General features: G+C 72.2%; 18 protein-coding genes. 7 read left to right on the top strand and 11 right to left on the bottom strand.

The features are described 5' to 3' along the window. Positions 1-84 precede the first annotated feature (84 nt). From crcB to ACVCAG_RS32060, 4 genes are all read right to left on the bottom strand, one after another. Positions 85-471 (bottom strand): fluoride efflux transporter CrcB, encoded by a 387-nt coding sequence (gene crcB / locus ACVCAG_RS32075; RefSeq protein WP_440087054.1) that lies wholly within the window; start codon positions 469-471, stop codon positions 85-87. Continuing rightward, the gene (locus tag ACVCAG_RS32070) at positions 468-809 is read right to left on the bottom strand and encodes a DUF190 domain-containing protein (protein WP_440072199.1); all 342 of its coding nucleotides are present in this window, start codon (positions 807-809) and stop codon (positions 468-470) included. The genes crcB and ACVCAG_RS32070 overlap by 4 nt, the downstream gene beginning before the upstream one ends. Then, positions 806-1,435 (bottom strand): fluoride efflux transporter FluC, encoded by a 630-nt coding sequence (locus ACVCAG_RS32065; protein ID WP_447190991.1) that lies wholly within the window; start codon positions 1,433-1,435, stop codon positions 806-808. Before ACVCAG_RS32065 ends, ACVCAG_RS32070 begins: the two co-directional genes overlap by 4 nt. A gap of 324 nt (positions 1,436-1,759) precedes the next feature. Next, complete coding sequence (locus ACVCAG_RS32060) at positions 1,760-3,328, bottom strand: acetyl-CoA acetyltransferase (RefSeq protein WP_440087056.1); 1,569 nt, start codon at positions 3,326-3,328, stop codon at positions 1,760-1,762. Positions 3,329-3,814: 486 nt separating this feature from the next. Between ACVCAG_RS32060 and ACVCAG_RS32055 the strand changes: the two genes are divergently transcribed. Next, entirely contained in the window at positions 3,815-7,576 is a 3,762-nt protein-coding gene (locus ACVCAG_RS32055; RefSeq protein ID WP_440087057.1) for a S8 family serine peptidase, read from the top strand. A gap of 121 nt (positions 7,577-7,697) precedes the next feature. Here the strand turns inward: ACVCAG_RS32055 and ACVCAG_RS32050 are convergent, their stop codons facing one another. After that, positions 7,698-8,537, bottom strand: coding sequence for an NmrA family NAD(P)-binding protein (locus ACVCAG_RS32050; RefSeq protein WP_440087058.1), 840 nt, complete (start codon positions 8,535-8,537; stop codon positions 7,698-7,700). Positions 8,538-8,599: 62 nt separating this feature from the next. On the opposite strand from ACVCAG_RS32050, the gene ACVCAG_RS32045 reads away from it, so the two are divergent. Further along, the gene (locus tag ACVCAG_RS32045) at positions 8,600-9,577 is read left to right on the top strand and encodes a WYL domain-containing protein (protein WP_440087059.1); all 978 of its coding nucleotides are present in this window, start codon (positions 8,600-8,602) and stop codon (positions 9,575-9,577) included. Between the two features lie 342 nt (positions 9,578-9,919). Further along, positions 9,920-12,073 (top strand): RICIN domain-containing protein, encoded by a 2,154-nt coding sequence (locus tag ACVCAG_RS32040; RefSeq protein ID WP_440087061.1) that lies wholly within the window; start codon positions 9,920-9,922, stop codon positions 12,071-12,073. 109 nt (positions 12,074-12,182) lie between these two features. Here ACVCAG_RS32040 and ACVCAG_RS32035 read toward each other — a convergent pair whose 3' ends face one another. Beyond that, positions 12,183-12,917, bottom strand: a complete 735-nt coding sequence (locus ACVCAG_RS32035) for a helix-turn-helix domain-containing protein (RefSeq protein ID WP_440087062.1) — start codon at positions 12,915-12,917, stop codon at positions 12,183-12,185. A 278-nt stretch (positions 12,918-13,195) separates the two neighbouring features. On the opposite strand from ACVCAG_RS32035, the gene ACVCAG_RS32030 reads away from it, so the two are divergent. Next, entirely contained in the window at positions 13,196-14,380 is a 1,185-nt protein-coding gene (locus ACVCAG_RS32030; RefSeq protein ID WP_440072190.1) for a globin domain-containing protein, read from the top strand. A gap of 104 nt (positions 14,381-14,484) precedes the next feature. On the opposite strand, the gene ACVCAG_RS32025 is transcribed toward ACVCAG_RS32030, so the two are convergent. Next, positions 14,485-14,835: a PRC-barrel domain-containing protein gene (locus ACVCAG_RS32025; RefSeq protein WP_440087063.1), complete on the bottom strand. Its 351-nt coding sequence runs from the start codon at positions 14,833-14,835 to the stop codon at positions 14,485-14,487. Between the two features lie 168 nt (positions 14,836-15,003). Beyond that, on the bottom strand, positions 15,004-15,489 hold the full coding sequence (locus ACVCAG_RS32020; RefSeq protein WP_440087146.1) for an NUDIX domain-containing protein: 486 nt from the start codon (positions 15,487-15,489) through the stop codon (positions 15,004-15,006). Between the two features lie 123 nt (positions 15,490-15,612). Here ACVCAG_RS32020 and cobF point away from each other — a divergent pair, with 123 nt between their 5' ends. From cobF to ACVCAG_RS32005, 3 genes are all read left to right on the top strand, one after another. Continuing rightward, positions 15,613-16,398: a precorrin-6A synthase (deacetylating) gene (gene cobF, locus ACVCAG_RS32015; RefSeq protein ID WP_440087064.1), complete on the top strand. Its 786-nt coding sequence runs from the start codon at positions 15,613-15,615 to the stop codon at positions 16,396-16,398. Positions 16,399-16,718: 320 nt separating this feature from the next. Beyond that, positions 16,719-17,624 (top strand): putative protein N(5)-glutamine methyltransferase, encoded by a 906-nt coding sequence (locus ACVCAG_RS32010; protein ID WP_440087065.1) that lies wholly within the window; start codon positions 16,719-16,721, stop codon positions 17,622-17,624. An 82-nt stretch (positions 17,625-17,706) separates the two neighbouring features. Then, on the top strand, positions 17,707-18,546 hold the full coding sequence (locus ACVCAG_RS32005) for a pentapeptide repeat-containing protein (RefSeq protein ID WP_440087066.1): 840 nt from the start codon (positions 17,707-17,709) through the stop codon (positions 18,544-18,546). Positions 18,547-18,585: 39 nt separating this feature from the next. Here the strand turns inward: ACVCAG_RS32005 and ACVCAG_RS32000 are convergent, their stop codons facing one another. The 3 genes from ACVCAG_RS32000 to ACVCAG_RS31990 form a co-directional block, all read right to left on the bottom strand. Then, entirely contained in the window at positions 18,586-20,706 is a 2,121-nt protein-coding gene (locus ACVCAG_RS32000; RefSeq protein WP_440087067.1) for an MMPL family transporter, read from the bottom strand. 233 nt (positions 20,707-20,939) lie between these two features. Further along, positions 20,940-21,602 (bottom strand): response regulator, encoded by a 663-nt coding sequence (locus ACVCAG_RS31995; protein ID WP_440087147.1) that lies wholly within the window; start codon positions 21,600-21,602, stop codon positions 20,940-20,942. Beyond that, positions 21,599-22,798 (bottom strand): histidine kinase, encoded by a 1,200-nt coding sequence (locus tag ACVCAG_RS31990; protein WP_440087068.1) that lies wholly within the window; start codon positions 22,796-22,798, stop codon positions 21,599-21,601. Before ACVCAG_RS31990 ends, ACVCAG_RS31995 begins: the two co-directional genes overlap by 4 nt. Positions 22,799-22,828 lie beyond the last annotated feature (30 nt).

Below are 22,828 nucleotides of genomic sequence, written 5' to 3'. Positions count from 1 at the left end.
CCCGAGGTGACGTCGCACGGTTCTCCCCGCCCCCGGGACCGGGCGTCTTCCGGACCTTCGCTTCCGGACCTCCGTGGAAGAAGGTCACGCGAAGATCGCCTGAGCGAGGGCGAGACCGAGGAACACCGCCCCCAGACCGGCGACGACGGAGGCGACGACGTTGGTCACCGCGAAGAGGATCGCGCCGCTCTCGGCCAGCCGCAGCGTCTCGTAGGAGAACGTCGAGTACGTGGTCAGCGCCCCGCAGAACCCGGTGCCGAGCAGCAGTTGCACGCCGGTGCCCACCGCGCCGGACAGCGCCGCCCCGGTCAGGACGCCCAGGACCAGCGAGCCGGCCACGTTGACGGTGAAGGTCCCCCAGGGGAAGACCGTGTCGTGGCGGGCCTGCACGGCCCGGTCGGTCAGATAGCGCAGCGGTGCCCCGACGGCACCGCCGAGCAGCACCGGAAGCCAGTTCTGCGGCCCGCTCACGCCGGCCGCCCGCCCCGGTGGCGAACGACCTCGACCTCGTCCAGGATGGCCAGCCCCTCGGTGAGGAGGTCGTCCAGCTGTGGCAGGAAGGCGCGGATCCGCTCCTCGGTGTCGACGATCGTGATGGCCACCGGCAGTTCGTCGGCCATCGACAACAGCCGGCTGGTGTGCACGATCGAGGTGGTGCCGAAGCCCTCGAGGCCGTGGAAGACCGACGCCCCGGCCAGCCCGGCGGCGTGGGCACGGTGCACGATCTCGGTGTACAGGGGTCGGTGGTGCCAGGTGTCGGTGTCGTCGACGAAGATCGTCAACCGCAGCGCCCGTCCGGCTGGAATCATCGCGCTCTCCTCCTCGCGCTCCTCGTTCTCGCTGTCCTGGTCGTCCTCGTCGTCCTCGTCGTCCTGGTCGTCCTCGTCGTCCTCGTCGTCCTGGTCGTCCTCGTCGTCCTCGTCGTCCTCGTCGTCCTCGTCGTCCTCGCCAGGAGCCGGCGGGTGGTCCACGTGCCGGCCACCACCGCGGCCAGCGCCGCCAGGACCGTCGCCGCCAGGTAACCGAACGCCAGACCGGGCCGGCCGGCGGAGACCAGGCGCTCGATGTCCAGGCAGTAGGTGGAGAAGGTGGTGAAACCCCCCAGCACGCCGGTGGCCAGGAACGGGCGTACCCAGGTCGGCGCGGCCCACGCCTCGGTGAGCACGACCAGGAGAACACCGATGAGCAGGCAACCGGCCGCGTTCACCGCCAGCGTGGTCCACGGGAAGGAGCCGGCCGCGGCCGGCCACAGCAGGATGGCGCCGTAGCGTGCCCCCGTACCGATCGCGCCACCGGCGGCGATCACCGCCAGGACCACGCGATGGGAGCGACGCGACGCGCCGCGCGCACCGGCCGCACCGGCCGGACCGGGTGGATCCGCGTCGGGGTCGATGGGCTCGATCGCCACCGTGAACCTCGCCTGGTTCGTACGCATGCCTCTCCCCACACGTGGTGGGTGCCCGGAACGGCTGGGCGGGCACGACCTGTCACGGGTAGGGACCGTTGGCGGCAGCGGGTGCCGCGGTCGAGTGCGGCGGGCCCCACCGCCGCAAGGACCCCGGCATCGGCGGGACCCTCGCCACCCAGCCTAGCGCGGCCGCTTCACGACCACCTGTGCGGCCACTCTCCGGAACCCGTGACCGCGGGAAACGTGGCGGACGCGCGGTTCCGGGAAACGCGCCTCGATGGAGCCTGTCTCCGATCATGAGCCCGTCCCACGCTCCCGGCGGCCGCGTGACGGCGGCGATCGTGTCCGATGTCAGCCGCCCGTCCCGGCGTCGCCGGCGGTCACCCGGTTGCCGAACTCGAAGGAGCGGGCGTGGACGCGCCGGCCGATGGGCTCGCCGTCGCCGAGCAGGGCGAGCGCCTCCTCGTCACCGCCGGCGGTCGTCGCCAGGAAGCGGCGGCCGTCGGCGTCGAGCCGCCCGATCACGATGCCGACGCGGGTGCCGTCACGCCGGTGCCTGACGGTGTAGGTCTCGATCGTGCCCCGGCCGTCGGCCCGGACGGCCTGCCGGACGGCGGGCCAGACGTCGATCTCGGCCTGCAGCGCGGCGCTGCGGTCCTGGCGCCACCCGGCGGGGGTGGTCGAGTAGACGCCGACCGAGTACTTGCTCAGCATCCCGCCGTTGGCCCCCACCATGCCGTACGAGCCGGGCCTGGCGCGGAGCCGCTGGACGATCTCGGCTATCGCGTGCGCCGAGTAGTTGTTGCCTGCTCCGCCGAAGAAGGGCAGGCCGCCGGTGACCGTCAGCCCGCGCGGGTCGTCGGCGGCCAGGCCGAGGCCGTCGCAGATGTTGGAGACGGCGATCGGGAAGCAGCTGTACAGGTCGATGGCGTGCAGGTCCTCCGCCCCGATGCCGGCCAGGTCCAGGGCGTGTCCGGCGGCCATGACGGAGGCCGGCCCCGCACCGAGGTCCGCACGGTCCATCAGGTCGCGCTCGCGCAGATCGGCGTGGCCGTGCAGGAAGACCCGTCTCTCCTCGGGGACGCCGAGACGCCGGGCGTCGGCCACGGACATCAGCAGGACGGCCGCCCCCTGGTTGACCTTCTCGCGCGCGACGAGGTAGCGGGTGTAGGGCTCGGCGATGAGCCGGTTGCCCTCGGTCGGGGTGACCAGTTCCTCGGGGCCGCGCTCGACGGGGGCGGCGGCGTGCGGGTTGGCGGCGGCGACCTTGGTGAAGGGGGCGAACAGCGCCCCCATCCCGGCCGCGTACTCCTGCCTCGTCTGCCCGAGGCGGGCCCGGCGCGCGTTGTCGAGCAGCGCGTACTGGCTCGGCGCGCCCGCCAGCCCGTGCGCGGCCAGGAACGGGGAGACCATGCCCTCGAGCCCGTAGCCCCGGTCCTCCAGATCACCTTCGGCCGTCTCCGCGAAATCGGGCCTGTCCTCGGCCCCTGCCAGGTGCCGCACCGTCGAGATGGCCTCGGACCCGACGACGAGGGCCACCCGCGAGGATCCCGCCGCGATCGTCGCGGCGAGCTCGTTGACCAGGTGCTGGGGCGCCTGCCCGCCCGCCACCTCCAGGATCGCCCGGCCGGGGTCCGCTCCCACCCGGGCGGCGACGGAGCGGGGGTAGTTGGTTGACCTGCCCAGCGGCGCCGGGACGCCGGGCGCGGAGATCTCGAACTGGCGCACCCCCGCCACGGTGTCGACGGCGGCGGCGACCCGTGCGGGGTCCGCGCCGGTGTCGGCGAGAGCCTCGCGGACCGCGGCCGCCGCGAGCTCGACGGGCGACAGCCGCCGGTAGCCGGGCTCGCCGATCCGCTCGGACGACTGCCCGACGCCCACGAGCACCGGCGTGCGGGGGTCGAGGCCCTCGAAGGTCATCTTCACGCTCCAGCGGATTCGGGAATGGGGTCCGTCACCGCCCCGGACGGATGATCGTCCTGGTCACCCGCGAAAACCGATGTGAACAGGCGAGATTTATAGATAAATATCGTCCTTAAACAGGATGGAGCGTATCCCCGCGTTCCGAGGCCGGGCAAACACCGGAACAGCCCCCGCGGCCGGCGTTCACCCCCCTCCCGAAGCGGCCCGCCGTCCGCGTGAACATCTCGCCCAGGCCCGCCATCCGCACGCGAAGTTCCTCGGCGGTCACCGTACTCGACATACGGCCAGGCCACTCGACCACGAAATGGTGTTGCGGTACCGGGCGGGACGGCGCCAGACATGGAACAACTGTCCGATATATGACCATATGACCGAAAAGTAAAGAAAATACGTGTTTCAGTAACAATATAGTAATAACAAGTGCTTTACAGCGCCTGTCCAGAGGTGATCGTATTCGTCCCGATCGCCAACTACGGAGGCAATGTGAGGCTCCCTACCCCCTGGAGCACTGCGGCATCGTTCGCCGCAGCCCTGGTCGCTGTCATGGTCACCCCGGTGGTGGCCTACAGCGCCGCTTCACCCCCCACGGTGACACCGGCCCCGGCCGGCGGCGCGCGACCCGCGCCCGTCACGGTAACGCTGATCACCGGCGACAAGGTGAAGGTGACACGGAGATCCGACGGCCCCCCCTTGGTGGACGTCGTACGCGCACCGGGCGCCACCGGCTCGGTGCGCGTCGCCACCGAACGCGGGCACACTTACGTGTATCCCGACGAGGCCGTCGCCTACGTCGCGACCGGCCGGCTCGACAGGCAACTCTTCGACGTGACCCAGCTCATAGACCTGGGCTACGACGACGCGCGCAGCAGTGAACTCCCTTTGATCGTCACCCACACGAAAGACTCGGCTGCCCTCAGGGCCGACCGCCCGCCGCTGCCGGGAGCCGAGACCACTCTGAGCCTTCCCTCCGTACGCGGCGCGGCGGTCCGCGCCCGCCGGGCGGAGGCCACGACCTTCTGGTCGGCCCTCACCGGCGCCGGGCAGCCGCCTTCGGCCCGGGCCGAAGGCACGCCGAAGGCCGCGGTGACGCCCCGGTTCACCGCCGGCATCGACAAGGTGTGGCTTGACGGCAAGGCGAAGGCGACCCTCGCCGACACCACGGCACAGATCGGCGCCCCCGCGGCCTGGGCCGCGGGGGGCACGGGCGCCGGGGTCCGGGTCGCCGTCCTGGACAGCGGGGTCGACCCCACCCATCCGGACCTGGCGGACCGCGTCGTGGCCTCCCAGAGCTTCGTCCCCGGCGAGGAGGTCGTCGACCGGAACGGGCACGGCACCCACACCGCCTCCACCCTGTCCGGCACGGGCGCCGCGTCCGGCGGCAAGGAGCGGGGCGTCGCCCCCGGCGCCGACCTGGTGGTGGGCAAGGTCCTCGACGACACCAACTCCGGGCCGATATCCGGCATCATCGCGGGCATGGAGTGGGCGGCGCGCACCCAGCGCGCCAAGGTGATCAGCATGAGCCTGGGGGTCGGCGTCTGGCACACCCAGGACGATCCGCTGAGCCAGGCCGTGAACCTGCTGAGCGCCGAGACGGGCGCGCTCTTCGTCATCGCCGCGGGCAACAGCGGGCAGAGTCCCTACAGCGTCAGCGCGCCCGGAACGGCGGACGCCGCGCTCACCGTCGGCGCGGTGGACGCCTCCGACCATCTCGCCGGCTTCTCCAGCGCCGGCCCGCGCACGGGCGACGACGGGCTCAAGCCCGACCTGACAGCTCCCGGCGTGGACGTACTGGCGGCGCGCTCGCAGTACATGAACGGAGGCGAGGGCTACTACCGCGTGGAGAGCGGTACCTCCATGGCGACGCCGCACGTCGCCGGGGCGGCGGTGCTGCTGGCCCAGAAGCACCCGGAGTGGACCGGGCGGCAGATCAAGGACGCTCTGATGAGCACCAGCGTGCCGACCCCCGACTACACCCCCTACCAGGCCGGCACCGGCCGGCTGGACGTGGCCGCCGCCTACCTGCGGGACCAGATCGTCGCGACCGGATCGGTGGACGCGGGACTCGTCCCGTGGTCGCCCGGTACGCAGCGGCAGCCGATCAAGCGGGAGATCACCTACACCAACACCACGGGCAGCCCCCTCACCCTGGAGCTCACCGTCGCCCCCGGCGGTTCCCCCGCGCGGGCGTTCACGCTCGCCGCCGACCACGTCACGGTGCCCGCCCGCGGGACCTCGACGGTCGGCGTCACGGTGGACCCGGACGGGCTCGCGGCGGGTCAGTACGCCGCCCAGGTCAGGGCCCGGCACGCATCCGGTGACGTGCACACGGCCGTGGGCGTCGCCGTCGAATCCGAGAAGTACGACCTCACCGTGCGCCTGAAGGACCGCGCCGGCCGGCTCGTGAACGGCGATGTCGAGATCAGGGGCGCCGACGGGACCAGCGCCTTCATGTGGGTCCAGGACGGGACGCTCACCAGCCGCTTCGCCCCCGGCTCCTACACGGTCCTGTCCTTCCCGGACGTGACAGGTCTGCACGGACCGAACTCCCTCGGTCTCGCGGTGCTGGCCGCTCCCGAGGTCGACCTGACGACCGATCGGGAGGTGGTGCTCGACGCCTCGCGGGCACGCCAGGTGAAGGTGGCGACATCCCGGCCGAGCGCCGTGGTCGACAGCCGGCTCGACATCTACCGCTCCTTCACCTCGAAGGAGCCCACGCCCCAAGATTGGGGCGCCCTGCGAGAGACGATCATGCCGTCCGCCACGTATGACAGCCTGTGGGCCCTCCCCACGCAGGAGAAGGTGAAGCAGGGCAGCTTCGTCCTCACCACCAGGATCCGCGCCGAGCAGACCCCGCTGCGGATCACCTACCCCGGCCACCACCTCGACGGCACCCTCGTCCAGCCCGGTTCCCGTCCGCTGCCGGACGGCACCTCACGGCTGGACGCCGTCTTCGCCGGCACCGGCTCACCGGCCGACTACGCCGGCCTGTCCGCCCGCGGCAAGGCCGTGGTCATCCGCGGCGGCGCCGTGGCCCCGGCGGATCAGGCAGCGGCGGCGCACGCCGCCGGCGCGGCGCTGCTCCTGGTGGTCAACGACGGCGCCGGCCGCGGGAGCGACTGGTACGGCGCCCCCGACGCCGTCTCGACCGGCCCGCTCCCGGTCGCCTCGCTGACCATGGACGAGGGGAAGGCGCTGATCGACGAGCTCGCCGCGGGCAGGCCCGGGGTCCGGCTGACGGTCGAGGCCCACCCCGCGCCGAAGTACCTGTACGACCTGGTCGACTACCACATCGGGCAGGTGCCCGAGGACCCCTCCGCCAAGACGGGTCCGCGTGACCTCGCCCGGATCGATCTCGACTTCACCCCGCCGCCGGGGAATCAGGTCACCGAGTCGCGGGTGGACTACCCGCCCTACGAGTACTACTCTGCCTTTCCCTTCGCCCTGAAGCCGGTCGCGCCGGGGCGGCGTACCGACTGGGTCTCCGCCGGGGACGGGGTCAAATGGCAGCAGAACACCGTTCTGGACGGCTGGGGAACGTCGAAGACCGACATTCTGTCCTACCGGCCGGGCAGCGTCCAGCAGGACCGCTGGTACGGCCCCATCTACCGGCCACGCATGATCGGCAGCGACATCCCGTACCGCGGCGAGAACGGGCTCAGCGCCTACATCCAGGGGTTCGGCGACGCGGGAGCCGCGCACAGCGGCGGGTCCGGCCAGTCGCAGAGGGCCACGATGTACCAGGGCGACAGGCAACTGGTCCGGGTCGAAGGCTGGCCCAGGCTCAACGTCGGTGAGCTGGCACCGCAGCAGCTGCCGTACCGGCTGGTGGTCGAGACCGAGAACGACGGCAGGATCAACCCCTACTCCACCGCCACCCGGACCGAGTGGCGCTTCACCTCCGGCGCCCCCGAGGAGGGGGTGCGGGCCGTCCCCCTGGTCCAGCTTGACTACGGGACGGACCTGGACGCCGCAGGCCGGGCGAAGCGCAGAACGGACCTCTCCATCACACCGGTGGTACTCGGCGGCGACCCCGCCCGGGACACGGTCTCCACGGTCGAGCTCGAGGTCTCCTACGACGACGGCGCCGGCTGGCGGCGGCAGAGCCTGAAGGAGAGGAAGGGCACCTGGCGGGCGTCCCTGGACGCACCGCACCGAGCCGAACACGTATCCATCCGCGTCACCGCCGAGCAGCGCAACGGCGGTGGCGTCACCCAGACCATCACCCGCGCCTTCGGTCTCGAGTAGTCCCGGCCGCAGGATGGGGCGCCGCCGGCAACCGACCGGCGGCGCCCGGGTCATGAAGGATCCCGGGGACCGGTCGCGCCGTATCACGAGTGGAACCGGTCCCCGTTCGGTACGAACGGCATCAGCCGAAGGCGGCGGCGTTCTCCCGTACCCACTCGGCGAAGGTCCTGGCCGGTTTCCCGGTGACCTTCTCCACGGTGGGGAGCACGGTGTAGCCCGCCTCGGGCGGGTTGGTCCGCATGGTCAGGAAGAACTCGACGTCCTCGTCGGAGTAGCCGGTCCGGCGCCACTCCGCGACGACCTCGTCCCCGGTGAGCTCGATGTAGCGCACCTCACGGCCGAGGACGTCGCCGATCACGCGTACCTTCTCCGGCGGGGTCAGCGCCTGCGGACCGGTCAGCCAGTACTCCTGACCCGCGTGGCCGTCGGCGGTCAGCGCGGTCGCGGCGACCGCGGCGATGTCCGCCTCGTGGATCATGGCGCTCCTGGCGCCGGCGAACGCCTCGCGGACGACGCCCTCGTCCCGCACGGACTCCGCCCACTCCAGGGTGTTGGACATGAACTCCACCGGCGCCAGGTGGGTCCACTCCAGGCCGCCGGCCTCGACGGCCTCCTCCAGCGGGCTCTTCGTCACGTCCCCCTTGAGCACCGTCACCTTGCGTACGCCGCCCTTCCTCGCCAGGTCCACGATCTCGGCGCCGTTGGTCAGCGGCGCGAAGTCCTCCCCGCTGAAGCCGATCAGGTGCGCGGCGTCGACACCGGAGAAGGCCCCGGGCAGGGTCGCGGTGTCGGCCAGGTCGCCCGCCACCACCTCGGCGCCCGCGGGGAGGTTCGCCTTCGCCGGGTTCCGGGTGAGGGCGCGGACCCGGTGTCCCGCGGCCAGCAGCTGCTCGACGAGGGGGCGGCCGACGGTGCCGGTGGCGCCGGTCACGAGAACGGTCATCGGATTTTCTGTGGTCATGGCGCAGACGTTAGGAGCATTCGCGGTCAACTCCTGTCCGCGATAGATGGAAAAATCACCTTATGTTGGGAACTTCGGCTCGGCTGCTCCGCCTGCTGGCGCTGTTGCAGGCCCACCGGGACTGGTCGGGCGCGGAGCTGGCCGGGCGGCTGGGGGTGAGCCCGCGGACCGTGCGCCGCGACGTCGACAAGTTGCGGCTCCTGGGGTATCCGATCAACGCGACCGGTGGCGTCGGCGGCGGCTACCAGCTGGCCGCGGGCGCCTCGCTGCCCCCGCTGCTGCTCGACGACGAGGAGGCGGTCGCGGTGGCGGTCGGGCTGCGGACGGCGACCGCGGGCGCGGTCACCGGCATCGCCGAGACCTCCGTACGGGCGCTGGCCAAGCTGGACCAGGTGCTGCCCCCGCGGCTGCGCTACCGGGTCAGCACGCTGAGCTCGGCCATGGTGACCATGCCGATGCCGGGCCCCACCGTCGATCCCTCGACGCTGACCGCGATCGCCTCGGCGGTGCGCGACCACCGGCGGCTGCGGTTCGACTACGTCTCCCACGACGGTTCGGAGAGCGTGCGGGACGTGGAGCCCTACCGCCTGGTCAACGGCGGGCGGCGATGGTACCTCTTCGCCTGGGACGCCGAGAGGTCGGACTGGCGCAGGTTCCGCGTCGACAGGTTGTCCCCGCGCGTCCCCACCGGCCCCCGCTTCGCTCCGAGGCCGCTTCCCGCCGACGACCTGGCCGGGTACTTCGCCAGGGGCATGACCACGGACCGCCACCGCTACCGGGCCGTGCTCACCATGCACGGCTCGGCCAGGGCGGTGGCCGAGGAGGTTCCCCCCACCATCGGCGTGGTGGAACCCGTGGACGACGACACCTGCGTCCTGCGCATCGGCTCCGACAGCCTCGACCATCTCGCGGTCTGGGTGGCCGCGTTCGGCTTCGAGTTCGAGGTCCACGAGCCGCCCGAGCTGGTGGAGCATCTGCGGACGCTGACCGCCCGCCTGCACCGGGCCGCGTGGCGGGACTCGTCCGGGACGCCCGCGTAACTACTGTTTGTAAACTTTCCTATTGACAAGCCTCCTGCCCCCCGTGTTTGATCCGATTTAATTTAAGAGCTGAAGTTATCGGGGCGCTCCTTCGAGCCGATGGAAAGGATCCCGGGTCCGTCACCTCGCGTACGGGCCGGCGGTGCCCGGCGCCAGGGCGCACGCACCGCGGCACAGGAAGAGAACACCACAGAGAAGAGCCACCGTGACCTCGCAGCACCCCCCACCGCCGCTCCCGGGCGCGGTCGCCGCGCCGGCACCCGCCACCACCGGTTCCGCCGGGGCACCGCCCCGGCGAGCCCGTATCTCACCCGCGTCACGGCGGGACTCCAGGAGGACCGGATGAGGCACATCCTCATGGCGCTCGCCGTGGTCGCGGCGTTCCTGGTCGTGCTGCCCGGCACGGCGCAGGCCGCCCCGCCGGCCGGGCTCACCACCGTGATCAGCCGCAACAGCGGCAAGTGCGTGGACGCGCGGGCCGCCGCGACCGCCAACGGCACCGTCGTCCAGCAGTACGCGTGCAACGGCACGACCGCCCAGCTCTGGCGGTTCCAGCCGACCAGCGGCGGGTTCCACCGGGTCAACAACGGCAACAACGACGCCCAGGCGTGGGACGTCACGAACGTCTCCACCGCCGACAGCGCCCCCGTCCAGCTCTGGTCGTACTCCGGCGGCAACAACCAGCAGTGGCAGGCCGTGGAGGAACCCGGCGGCTTCTACCACTTCGTCAACCGGCACAGCGGCAAGTGCCTCGACGTGCCGGGCGCCTCGACAGGGGACAGCGTGCAGCTCCAGCAGTACACGTGCAACGGCACGACCGCCCAGTCCTTCAGCCTGGGCAGTCCGCCGCCGACCGGGAACAACCCCGACCTCGGCCCGAACGTGAGCATCTTCGACCCGTCGACGCCCACCGCGACCATCCAGGCCAGGCTGAACTCGGTCTTCAGCCAGCAGCAGACCAACCAGTTCGGCGGCAACCGCTTCGCCCTGCTGTTCAAGCCCGGCTCGTACTCGGTGGACGCCAACATCGGCTTCTACACGCAGATCGCCGGCCTCGGCCTGTCCCCCGACAACGTCACCATCAACGGCGCCGTGCACGCCGAGGCCGACTGGTTCCAGGGCAACGCGACCCACAACTTCTGGCGCGGCGCCGAGAACCTGTCGGTCACCCCGCCCTCGGGCACCGACCGCTGGGCGGTCTCGCAGGCCGCCTCGTACCGGCGGATGCACCTGCGCGGCAACCTGCAGCTCGACGACGGCGGCTGGTCGAGCGGCGGCTTCATCGCCGACTCGAAGATCGACGGCCAGGTCAGGTCGGGCTCGCAGCAGCAGTGGCTGTCGCGCAACGCCGAGTGGGGCGGTTGGACCGGTTCCAACTGGAACATGGTGTTCGTGGGCGTCGACAACCCGCCCGCGGGCAACTTCCCGGACCCGCCGTACACCAGGGTGGCGACCACGCCGGTCGTGCGGGAGAAGCCGTTCCTGTACGTCGACCAGGCCGGCGCCTACCAGGTGTTCGTGCCGGCGCTGCGGACGAACTCCGTCGGCACCACGTGGACCGGCGGCAACCCGGCGGGCACCTCGATCCCGATCGATCAGTTCTTCGTCGTCAAGCCCGGCCACACCGCGGCGGACATCAACGCGGCGCTCGCGCAGGGGCTGAACCTGCTGTTCACCCCCGCCGTCTACCACCTCAACGACACGATCAGGGTGACCCGGGCCAACACCGTCGTGCTCGGCCTGGGCCTGGCCACGCTGATCCCCGACAACGGCGTGACCGCGATGACCGTCGCCGACGTGGACGGCGTCAAGGTGGCCGGGCTGCTCATCGACGCGGGCACGACCAACTCAGCCATGCTGATGCAGGTCGGCCCCGCGGGATCGTCGGCGAGCCACGCCGCCAACCCGACGTCGCTGCACGACGTGTACTTCCGGGTCGGCGGCGCGGCCGTCGGCAAGGCCACCCAGAGCCTCGTCGTCAACAGTGACAACGTGATCGGCGACCACCTGTGGATCTGGCGCGGCGACCACGGCAGCGGCATCGGATGGAACAGCAACACCGCGGCCAACGGGCTGACCGTCAACGGTGACGACGTCACGATGTACGGCCTGTTCGTCGAGCACTACCAGCAGCACCAGACCGTCTGGAACGGCAACGGCGGCCGGACGTACTTCTACCAGAACGAGATGCCCTACGACCCGCCCAACCAGGCCGCCTGGATGAACGGGAGCACGCAGGGCTACGCCGCGTACAAGGTGGCCGACTCGGTCACCACGCACGAGGCGTGGGGTCTGGGCAGCTACTGCTACTTCAACGTCAACCCGGGCGTCGTGGCGGCCCGCGCGTTCGAGGTGCCGAACACGCCGGGCGTCCGTTTCCACAACATGGTGACGGTGTCACTCGGCGGCGTCGGCACGATCCGCAACATCATCAACACGACGGGCGGCCCGTCCAACTCCGGCACCAACGAGGCCAACCTGGTCAACTACCCCTGACCGGATCTCCTGCCGCGTTCCGGGACCGCTTCGAGGTCCCGGAACGCGGTGTCCGGTCCCGCGGGGAGATGGCCCCAGGACCCGACCGGTCACTCAATGTCATTAAATGTCACGACTCGTCACGGACCGCCGCGAGGTGCGCGAGGCACAGGTCGGGCTCGGCGAACGGTTCGAGCCGGTCCACGGTCACCGGGGAGCCGAGTGCCGTCATCGTCCCCCGCATGAGCCCGAGGTGCAGCGGGCAGATGACCTTGCCCTGGGTCTCGACGAGATCGAGGAACGGGCAGTGCCGCAACCCGATCTGCTCGCCGTCACCCGCTGATCGCTCCTCGGGGGCGAACCCGATGTCGTCGAGCAGGCTCACCAGCTCGCGCACCGCCTCCTCCCGCGTGGGATCGGCCGCCGGAGCCGGCCGGCCCGCCGCCAGGGCGACCCCCCACGCCCGTCCGGCCTCGATCGCCCTGGCGGCGGGTTCCGGGCCGGAGGCCAGGCTGCCCGCCAGGATCTCGGCCAGCACGCGATAGTTGCGCGGCCCGGCGAGATCCATCCCCGGCCGCGCCCGGAACACCAGCGGCGGCCGGCCGGGACCGGCCGGCGCCGCGTGAACCCGCTCGATCCGGCCGGTGTCGGCCAGGGCGTCGAGATGGAACCGCACCGTGTTGGGATGGACGTCGAGCCGCTCGGCGATCTCGACCACGCCCAGCGGCGCCTCGGACTCGCGAAGCATCGCCAGGATGAGCCGCCGGCGGCCGGCCGGCGGCGGCGTGGGCTGTTCGGCGGCCCGCGCGGACGCCGCACCGCCCGTGACGTCATCGGTCCCGCGCGGCTTCCCTGGCTCGGCCATGGCCGGCTCACCTCCCCTGCGGCAGTGCCGCGACGCGTTCGTCCGGGTGGACGCGAAGACTCCGGCCGCCATCGTAGACGCGGCCGGCCGGGCACTCCCGCGCGAACACCCGGTCCCGGGGGCCCGCGCGAGGGAGCCCTATCTCACACTCCCCGAGGTTGAGTTTACACAAAAAGTACTTGTATAAATAGAGGCGACGAGAGGGAAACCGCGTCTGACCAGGAGCTGGGCGCATCCGCCCACACCCACTTGAAGATCATCTAGTAGTTGGAGGACCTGTGCTTTCCCCAGATTCGGCCGTGATCGTCCGTGCCACCCTGCCGGCGGTCGGGGGCGCCATCCAGGACATCTCCGCGCGCTTCTACAAGATGATGTTCACCGACCACCCCGAGCTGCTGCGCGAACTGTTCAATCGCGGCAACCAGGCCAACGGCGAGCAGCAGAGCGCGCTCGCCGGGTCGATCGCCGCCTTCGCCACCATCCTGGTGCAGCGCCCCGACGACCGGCCGGACGCGATGCTCGCCAGGATCGCCAACAAGCACGCCTCGCTCGGCATCGCCCCCGAGCAGTACGAGGTGGTCCACAAATACCTCTTCGCCGCCATCGCCGAGGTGCTCGGCGACGCCGCCACCCCCGAGGTGGTGGCGGCCTGGGACGAGGTCTACTGGCTGATGGCGAACGCGCTCATCGCCCTGGAGGCGGCTCTCTACCGCGACTCCGCGGCGGAGGGCTGGCTGCCGGCCACGGTGCTCGAACGGCGGCGCGAGACCCCGGACTCGGTCTCCTTCACCCTGCGGCCGCGGATCCCCCTGTCCTTCAAGCCCGGCCAGTACGTCAGCGTCGCGGTCACCCTGCCCGACGGCGCGCGGCAGATCCGGCAGTACAGCCTGTCGTGCGCCCCCGAGCGGGACGACTGGCGGATCACCGTCAAACGGGTACGCGGCGGCGACACCCCCGAGGGAGAGGTGTCCAACTGGCTGCACGCCAACGTCCGGGCCGGGGACGTGCTGACGGTCTCGGCGCCGTTCGGCGACCTGACCCTGCCCACCGACGGCCCCCCGCTGCTGCTGGCCTCGGCGGGGATCGGCGCCACCCCCATCCTGTCGATGGTCGAGCACCTCGCGGCGAACGGCTCCACCCGCCAGGTCACCGTCGTCCACGCCGACCGCAGCCCCGCCGACCACGCCCACCGGGAGGAGCTCGGGCAGCTGGTCGCCGCCCTGCCGGGCGCCACCCTGCACCGGTGGTACGAGGAGGTGGGCGACTGCTCCTGCCGGCCGGCGCCGAACGTCGGCCAGGTCGACCTGAGCGGGATCGACCTTCCCGACCCCGTGGTCGCCTACCTGTGCGGGCCGCTGCCGTTCATGCGCGGCGTGCGCACCGAGCTGCTCCGGCGCGGGGTGCCCGCCTCCGACATCCACTACGAGGTGTTCGGGCCCGACCTCTGGCTCGGCCAGAACTGATCGGAGGCCTCGGCTCGCCGGGCGCGGTGTCCGGACCGGTTTCCTCCCGCACATGACGAACGAGCCCCTCCCCGGGCGGGGAGGGGCTCGTCGACGATCAACGGTTACCGCGCGCCGGGGCCGTAGTAGCCGCCCAGCTTGTCGCGGTAGTCGGGCTCCCTGTAGGTCGCCTCGTCGAACTCCGGCGCGTCCTTGATCTCCTGCTTGGTGCGCGAGACATAGATCTTGCGCTCCTGCGGATCAATCTGGTGTACGGTGCCGGCCGGCAGTACGACCTTCTTGCCGAAAATCCAGAATCCGGTGTCGACGACGATGTAGCTTTCACCCACCGCGTTGCTCTCCTCGTCCACCGAACCGATCTTGCCGTCGGTGGCCTCCACGTCGAACCCCACGAGATCCAGCGTCTGCTCGCCACTGTAGGCCTCGGGGCGGTAGCTCCACACGTTCTCCGTCATGGCGTTTCTCCTCGTCAGCGAAGGTAGGACACCTGCCTCCTACCCGTCGCCTCCGGGCTAAACGGGCCGCGGGGGAAGGGCGGCCGTCCCGGGGAGGGCCCTCGGCGGTCGCGTCGCGCCTCCCGCCGAGGTCGGAGGCCGGACCGCTACCGCCGACGATCACCGTAATCATTTCCCGGCGAAGTACTCCGCCACGATCCGGGTGTGCAGCGGGAACGCCAGCTCTCGCGGCCCGTCGATCAGCAGCCACTCCGTCGTCTCGGCCGTCGGCACGACCGGCGGGAGGTCCGCCTCTCCGGTCCGCGGCCCCAGGGCGAAGACCAGCACGGTGCCGTCGGGAGCGCTGAGCACGTCGAGGAGCCGCACGCCGTCCGCGTCGACGACGACGCCCGTCTCCTCGCGAAGCTCCCGTACGGCCGCCTGCTGCCAGGACTCGCCCATGTCGACGAAGCCGCCGGGCAGGGCGAGCCCGCCCCGGTGCGGTTCGACGTCACGACGGACCACCAGCAGGCGGTCGTCCACCGGCAGCACCATCACCGCGACCGGCAGCGGGTTGAGGTAGGAGGTGTTCTCACAACCGGAGCAGGTACGCGGCCAGGACTGGCCGGGGGCGAAGGCTTCGCCGCAGAAGGAGCAGTGCGAGTTCCTGATCATCACGATCGCGAGACTAGACCAGGACGATGCGTTACCTCATGCTTTCACCGCTCCTGCCGGGAATCGGGGTCAAGGCCCGGCCCGGCGCGGCGTCCCCTTCGCGCAGGGGGCAGACTTTCCCGCGTGAAGCGAATCCTCATCATCGGTATCGGCGCGGGAAACCCCGACCACCTCACCCTTCAGGCGGTCAAGGCCATCGCCGCGGCCGACGTGTTCTTCATCCTCGACAAGGGGGAGGTCAAGCACGACCTCGTCCAGCTCCGGCAGGACCTCGTCGACGCGCACGCCCGCGCTCCGTACCGGCTGGTCGAGGCCCGCGACCCCGACCGGGACCGGACCACCCCCGCGTACGCGGGCGCGGTGGAGGAATGGCGATCGCGCCGGGCCGACATCTACGAGCGGCTCGTCCGCGACGAACTCGGCGACGACGAGACCGGCGCGTTCCTCGTCTGGGGCGACCCCTCCCTCTACGACAGCACGCTGGCCATCGTCGAGGAGGTCCTCGATCGGGGCACGGTCCGGTTCGAGTACGACGTCGTGCCCGGTATCAGCAGCGTGTCCGCGCTGGCCGCCCGGCACCGCACCAGCCTGACCCAGGTCGCACGGCCCCTGCACGTCACCACGGGCCGCCGCCTGTCCGAGGAGGGGCCCGGCGGGTCCGACGACATCGTCGTCATGCTCGACGCCCGCCACGCCTTCACCTCCCTGCCCGACCCCACCGGCTTCGAGATCTACTGGGGCGCCTACCTCGGCACCCCCGACGAGATCCTGGTGGCCGGGCCGGTCGCGGAGGTCGCCGACCGGATCCGCGACGTCCGCGCCGAGGCCCGGGAACGCAAGGGCTGGATCATGGACACCTACCTGCTGAGGCGGGTTCCTCGCGCGGAGCGCCCCGGGCCTCCCTCCTGAGCCGGAGTTCCCGGCGTGCCGGGTTCTCGCGGGAACCGGCCGCCGTCGGAGGCCACCGTCGGAGGCCGCCGTCGGAGGCCGCCGCTCTCACGGGTGCCCCTCGGGGCGGTGGCACACCTCTGCTCCCGGCACTCCCGGCTCGCCGTGAACGTGTTCGCACCGGGCATCGGCTCGGGTAGTGTTGCCCTCCAGCAATGGACGTGATCGAGGAGGTGAGACCCATTACCGCTGTGTCAGGTCGGGTGCTCCCGTCTCACGGCCGCGTGGTCCTTCCGACCTAGGTGGCCGAGGGAGCCCCAGCGGCATCCCGAAAGGCTCCAATGTCGGCTTCACCGTCATCTCTCTCCCAACCCGTCATCGTCACCAGGCTGCGGGCCGCCGGCTGTGTCTTCGCCGAGGACGAGGCACGATTGATCATCTCCACGGCGCGGACGCCGTCCGACCTCGCCGCCATGCTGGACCGGCGGATCGCCGGTCTGCCCCTCGAACACGTTCTCGGCTGGGCGGAGTTCTGCGGGCTGCGGATAGCGGTGGACACCGGGGTCTTCGTTCCCCGCCGCCGTACCGAGTTCCTCGTCCATCAGGCCGTCGCCCTCGCCCGCCGGGCCGCCCCCTCCACTCCCCTCGGCCCCGAAGAGCTCACCGTCCCCGCCGGTCAGGTCCCCGACCGGCCACGGATCGTCGTCGATCTGTGCTGCGGTTCCGGCGCGGTGGGCGCCGCGCTTGTCGCGGCCCTGGGCCGGGTGGAGTTGCACTCCGTCGACATCGACCCCGCCGCGGTGCGCTGTGCCCGGCGCAACATCGACGCCGCCGACGGCCTGGTGTACGAGGGTGACCTCTACGGGCCGCTGCCCGCCACGCTGCGGGGCCGCGTCGACATCCTGACCGCCAACGCGCCCTACGTGCCCACCGGGGCGATCGGGCTGCTGCCCCCGGAGGCCCGCGAGCACGAACCGCGGGTGGCGCTCGACGGTGGCGCGGACGGGCTCGAGATCCAGCGGCGGGTGATCGCGGCGGCGGCACTGTGGCTGGCACCGGGCGGCCACCTGCTGATCGAGACGAGCGAGCGCCAGGCGCCCGAGACCGCGGCGGCCTTCGCCCGCAACGGGTTGATCCCGCGGGTGGTCGAGTCCGGCGAGCTGGACGCCACCGTCGTCGTCGGCACCATGCCCGCCCTCTGTCCGCCCGGTCCGGCCCGCGATCAGGGGATGGGCGGGTTCGGGTAGGGTTCACTGGTGAAATCGCTGTTCACAGCCATTTTTACCGGCTGTGGACAGCGCGGCCGCCCGGCACAGGAGGTCCCGCGCATTGTCCGAGAGACGCGAACACGCAGCCGCCTCCCCCGCGGGGGAGCGCGCCGATCTGCGCGCCGACTGCGAGAGCTGCTTCGCGCTGTGCTGTGTCGTGCCCGCCTTCTCGGCCTCGTCGGACTTCGCGATCGACAAGAAGGCCGGGCAGGCCTGCCCCAACCTGCGGACGGACTTCCGCTGCGGCATTCACACGCGCCTCAGGGACAGGGGCTTCCGGGGCTGCACCGTCTACGACTGCTTCGGCGCCGGGCAGAAGGTCTCCCAGGTCACCTTCGGCGGGCAGGACTGGCGGCAGGCGCCGCGGACCGCCGCGCGGATGTTCGAGGTGTTCCCCATCATGCGGGATCTCCACGAGCTGCTCCGGTACCTGACCGAGGCGCTGACACTGCCGCAGGCCCTCCCCATCCACGGTGAGCTCGGCCTCGCCCTGGAGGAGACCGAACGCCTCACCCGCGACACCCCCGACGCTCTCGTACGGCTGGACGTGGCGGCGCACCGGCAAAAGGTCAACGCCCTGCTGCTGCGTACGAGCGAGCTCGTCCGCGCCGGAGCCGGGCGCGGGAGGAAGGACCGCAGGGGCGCCGACCTCATCGGGGCCAAGCTGAGAGGCGCCGACCTGCGGGGTGCCAACCTGAGGGGGGCCTATCTCATCGGGGCCGACCTCAGGGGCGCCGACCTGAGGACGGCCGACCTCATCGGAGCCGACCTCAGGGGCGCCGACCTCTCGGGCGCCGACCTCACCGGGAGCATCTTCCTGATCCAGTCCCAGCTGGACGCGGCGAAGGGTGACGCCAGGACCACGCTGCCGCCGTCACTCACCCGCCCGGCTCACTGGTAGTCCCCGCACGCACCTCACCCGGCGGCGGCCGGCCGTCACTCACCCGGCCGGCTCACCGGTGACCGCCGTCGCTCCCCCGACCGTCCCGCCGGCGGCGCGCCGGCCGCCGGTTCCGGGGAACCACCAGTTGCGGTCGCCGAGCAGTTCCATCGCCGACGGCACCAGGACCAGGCGGACCACGGTGGCGTCGATGAGCACGGCGGCCGCCAGGCCGACGCCCAGGATCCGGAGCGGCCTGTCGTCGAACGTGCCGAACGCGGCGAACACGCAGAACATGATCGCGGCAGCCGCAGTGATCACGCGTGCCGTCGCCGCCAGCCCTTCGGTGACCGCGCGGCTGTTGTCACGGGTGCGGGCGTACTCCTCCTGGATCCTGGAGAGCAGGAACACCTCGTAGTCCATGGTCAGCCCGAACGTGATCACGAACAGCATCATCGGCACCCACGCGTCGATCGGCCCGCCGGTGCCCAGGCCGAGCACGTCCCACTGGAAGATCGCGACGACCGCGCCGTAGGAGGCGCCGATCGACAGCAGGTTCACCGCGATGGCCTTCACCGGCACGACCAGGCTGCGGAAGACCGGCACCAGCAGCGCGAACGAGGCGAGCAGCACCGCGCCGACCATCCAGGGCAGCCGGTCGAAGGAGTGCTCGGCGAAGTCGACGCCCGCCGCCGTGGCGCCGGTGACCAGGACGGGGGCGGGCAACCCGGCGCGCAGCGCGTGGACCAGGACGGTGGTGGCCTCCTCCTGCGGGCCCGTCTCCGGTACGACCAGGGCGGTCCGCTCGTCCAGCACGGTCACCCCGGCCACGCCGGGCGTGCTCGCGGCCTGGGCGACCGCCCGGCCCAGGGGCTCGGCGGAGACCAGTACGAGCGGGCCCGCCGCACCGGGACCGAAGCCGTCGGCGAGCAGTTCGTGGGCGCGGCGGGTGGTGTCGGAGACCGGCCGGTTGCCCGCGTCCGACCAGCCGAAGCGCAGGCTCGCCGCGGGTAGCGCGAGCCCGAGGAGCAGCCCGAGCGCGAGGGCACCGGCCACGAGGGGGCGGCGCTGCACGGCCCTGCTCCACCGGCGGGCCAGCGGGCCGGTCGTCCCGCCGCGGTGCGGCAGGGAGAGCCGGTCGACGCGGGTGCCGAGAAGGCCCAGCAGCGCGGGCAGCAGGGTGAGGGCGGTGAGCATCACCATGAGCACGCCGCACCCGGCGGCCAGCGCGATGCCGCCGCCCAGCGAGGGGCCGAGGAACAGGATGCCCGCGCCGGTGATGATCACCGTGATGCCGGCGAACAGCACGGACCGGCCCGCGGTGGTCATCGCCCGCACCACGGCGTCCTCGACGGTACGGCACTCCCCCAGCGAGGCGCGGAAGCGGGTGACGACGAGCAGCGCGTAGTCGATGCCCACGCCGAGGCCGAGCATGACGGTCACGTACACGGCGAATCCCGGCGTGGGGACGACGTTCCCCAGCAGCGAGAGCAGGGAGACGGCGCAGACCACCCCGGTCACGCCCATCAGCAGCGGCAGCGCCGTCGCGATCAGCGACCTGAACGCGAGGAGCAGGATCACCGCGGCGGCCAGCAACCCGATGCCCTCGGTGAGACCGCCGGGGGTGAAGTCGGCGAAGTCGTCACCGGACAGCTCGGCGGTGAGGACGGGGGCGCCGGGAGTCGCGGGGGCGGCGGGGGCGGCGGGGGCGGGGGCGGCGGGGGCACGGAAGGCGTCACGCAGTTCCTTGAGCTTCGCGGCGCTCTCCTGGCCGGTGTGACGAATCGGGACGGTCGCGACGGTGCCGTCCGCGGAGACCTGCTCGTAGGGGGCTTCCCGCGACGGCCGGGACCGCGAGCCCTCAGCCGGTGGGACGGCGACCGTCACGCCGGGGACGGTGTTCATACGGGCGATCAGGCCGTCCACCGCCCGCCGTACCTCGGGGGCGCGCACGCCCGCCGGCGCGGACACCACGAGCCTGCCCTGGGGCTCGGCGGGGCGGTCGCCGAGCAGGTCGGCGGCCCGCCGGCTCTCCGAGCCGGGCAGTGCGAAGTCCTCCGTCGTGGCGCCGGGCGCGCGGGCGGCGCCCACGACGAGGACGGCGGCCAGGGCCAGCCAGGCGAGCAGCACCAGCCATCCGTGGCGGGCACAGAAACGGGCCGGGGAGTTGAGGAATGTCATGGTCCGACGCTAGGAACGGGCACCGCCCGCGGTCGTCCACCCTGCGCGGGCGACGCCCTGCCGCACCGGCGGTAGGGCCGGAACCCGGCGGGACCACCCATGGAAGCGGGCCGTCACCGCTCGGCTCGCCGGCGTCCTGCCCCACGTCACCCGGCCTGGCGACACCCCGGCCCGGTGACCCCCCGGCTCGCCGGTACCTCGGCCTGGCGACCGCCCTGGCTTGCCGCCCTGGTCTACCGCTTCCTCGGCAGGCCGGGACGGACCAGGCCGCACTCGTAGCCCAGGACGACGAGCTGCGCCCTGTCATGCACGGCCAGCTTCGCCATCATGCGGTTGACGTGCGTCTTCACCGTGGCGGGACTCATGTGCAGGCGCTCGGCGATCTGAAGGTTGCTCAGCCCCTCGGCGACCCTGGCCAGCACCTCGCGCTCGCGATCGGTCAGCGGCGCCAGCCTGGCCCGGCCGGGCGCGGGATCGGGCCTGGCCGTGAACTCCTCGATGAGCCGCCGGGTGACGCCCGGAGACAGCAGCGCGTCTCCCCTGGCGGCGACGCGTACGGCGTGGCGCAGCTCGGCCGGTTCCGCGTCCTTGACCAGGAAGCCGCTCGCGCCCGAGCGGAGCGCCTCGTAGACGTACTCGTCGAGGTCGAAGGTGGTGACCACGACCACCTTGGCGCCGCCCGCCGCCACGATCCTGCGGGTGGCCTCCAGCCCGTCGATCCCCGGCATGCGGATGTCCATCAGCACGACGTCGGGACGGAGTTCGGCGGCCAGCCGCACGACTTCGCGGCCGTCGGCGGCCTCCCCGAGCACGGTGAGATCATCCTCCACGTCGAGCAGGGCGCGCAGGCCGGCGCGGACCAGCGGCTGGTCGTCGGCGAGCAGGATGGTGATCATGCCGGAAGCCACGCGGCGACCTGGAACCCGCCCTCCGGCCGGTCGCCGACGACGAGCCACCCGCCGACCGCGGCCACCCGCTCCGCCATCCCCGCCAGCCCGTGTCCCCCGCCGATCCCGTCGTCACCCGCCCGCCCGTATCCGGCACGGATCCCGTCGTCACTCGCCTGCCCGTGCCCGGGGCCCGGCGCGCGCGGGCCGCCCGGCGGGGGCGTGCCGCTGCCCTGGCCGTCGTCGTCCACCTGGACGGTCACGCCGCCGGTCTCGAAGCTCAACCGGACCCGCGCCGTGCTCGCCTTCGCGTGCCGCATGGTGTTGGTGAGCGCCTCCTGGACGATCCGGTACGTGGTCAGGTCCACCGCCGGGGCCAGCGCCCGGCGTTCCCCCACGATCTCGAACGCCACCGGCAGGCCCGCGGCCGCGACCAGTTCCTCCAGCTGACCGGCGCCCGGCATCGGCCGCCTTCTCTCGGGCCCGTCCTCGCGCAGGACGCCGAGGACGCCCTTCATCTCCGCCAGGGCCTCGCGGCTGGCCGTACGGATCACCGACAGCGCCTCCCGGGCCGCCTCGGGGCCGCCGGAGCGGTCGATCGCCTCCGCGGCGACGGCGGCGTGCAGCGCGATCAGCGACACGGTGTGGGAGGTGACGTCGTGCAACTCCCTGGCGACCTTGAGCCGCTCCTCCCGCCCCCGCCCGAGCGCCATCTCCTCGCGGGTCCGCTCGGCCTCGACCATCCGCCGCTCCACCTCGGCGGCGTGCGCGCGCCGGGACCTGGACACCTCGGCGAGCTGCCCGACCACCACCGTGATGAGCGCCCACAGCAGCAGGCCGGTGAGGTTGTCGAGGCTCCTGTCGAGGAGCACGGCACCCGAGGGGACCGCCACGAGGAAACCCGTACCCGCCCAGCCCTGCACCCGGCGTCCCGAGGAGATCGTCGCGAACACCGCGATCAGCGCGGGGATCGGCCACAGCGCGTAGGCGTAGCCGAGGGCGAAGACGGCCGCCGCCGAGGCCGCGCAGACGACCAGGCTGAGCTCGGGCCGCTCGCCCAGCCTGACCAGTCCGAGCACGGTCAGGGCCAGCAGCGTGCAGCCGAGGGCGTCGAGCGGCCGGGCGCCGGGCTGGTTGCCGTAGGCCATGACCGAGGAGAACCCGACGACCACGGCCATGGCGGCCACCAGCGCGAACCTGCTCACTCCCCCACAGTAATCCGGCCCGCGGGCCGG

It is taken from the genome of Streptosporangium sp. G12, from assembly GCF_052983175.1.
This window is presented reverse-complemented; position numbering and strand designations above follow the sequence as displayed.

Excerpts from the sequence above, each read along its gene's own strand:
- ACVCAG_RS32050 (WP_440087058.1), bottom strand. The coding sequence starts at position 8,537 with ATGACCACAGAAAATCCGATGACCGTTCTCGTGACCGGCGCCACCGGC.
- ACVCAG_RS32010 (WP_440087065.1), top strand. The coding sequence starts at position 16,719 with ATGTCGGCTTCACCGTCATCTCTCTCCCAACCCGTCATCGTCACCAGG.
- ACVCAG_RS32040 (WP_440087061.1), top strand. The coding sequence starts at position 9,920 with ATGAGGCACATCCTCATGGCGCTCGCCGTGGTCGCGGCGTTCCTGGTC.
- ACVCAG_RS32060 (WP_440087056.1), bottom strand. The coding sequence starts at position 3,328 with ATGACCTTCGAGGGCCTCGACCCCCGCACGCCGGTGCTCGTGGGCGTC.
- ACVCAG_RS32025 (WP_440087063.1), bottom strand. The coding sequence starts at position 14,835 with ATGACGGAGAACGTGTGGAGCTACCGCCCCGAGGCCTACAGTGGCGAG.
- ACVCAG_RS32020 (WP_440087146.1), bottom strand. The coding sequence starts at position 15,489 with ATGATCAGGAACTCGCACTGCTCCTTCTGCGGCGAAGCCTTCGCCCCC.
- ACVCAG_RS32035 (WP_440087062.1), bottom strand. The coding sequence starts at position 12,917 with ATGGCCGAGCCAGGGAAGCCGCGCGGGACCGATGACGTCACGGGCGGT.
- ACVCAG_RS32045 (WP_440087059.1), top strand. The coding sequence starts at position 8,600 with ATGTTGGGAACTTCGGCTCGGCTGCTCCGCCTGCTGGCGCTGTTGCAG.
- ACVCAG_RS32065 (WP_447190991.1), bottom strand. The coding sequence starts at position 1,435 with ATGCGTACGAACCAGGCGAGGTTCACGGTGGCGATCGAGCCCATCGAC.
- ACVCAG_RS31995 (WP_440087147.1), bottom strand. The coding sequence starts at position 21,602 with ATGATCACCATCCTGCTCGCCGACGACCAGCCGCTGGTCCGCGCCGGC.
- ACVCAG_RS32070 (WP_440072199.1), bottom strand. The coding sequence starts at position 809 with ATGATTCCAGCCGGACGGGCGCTGCGGTTGACGATCTTCGTCGACGAC.
- ACVCAG_RS32000 (WP_440087067.1), bottom strand. The coding sequence starts at position 20,706 with ATGACATTCCTCAACTCCCCGGCCCGTTTCTGTGCCCGCCACGGATGG.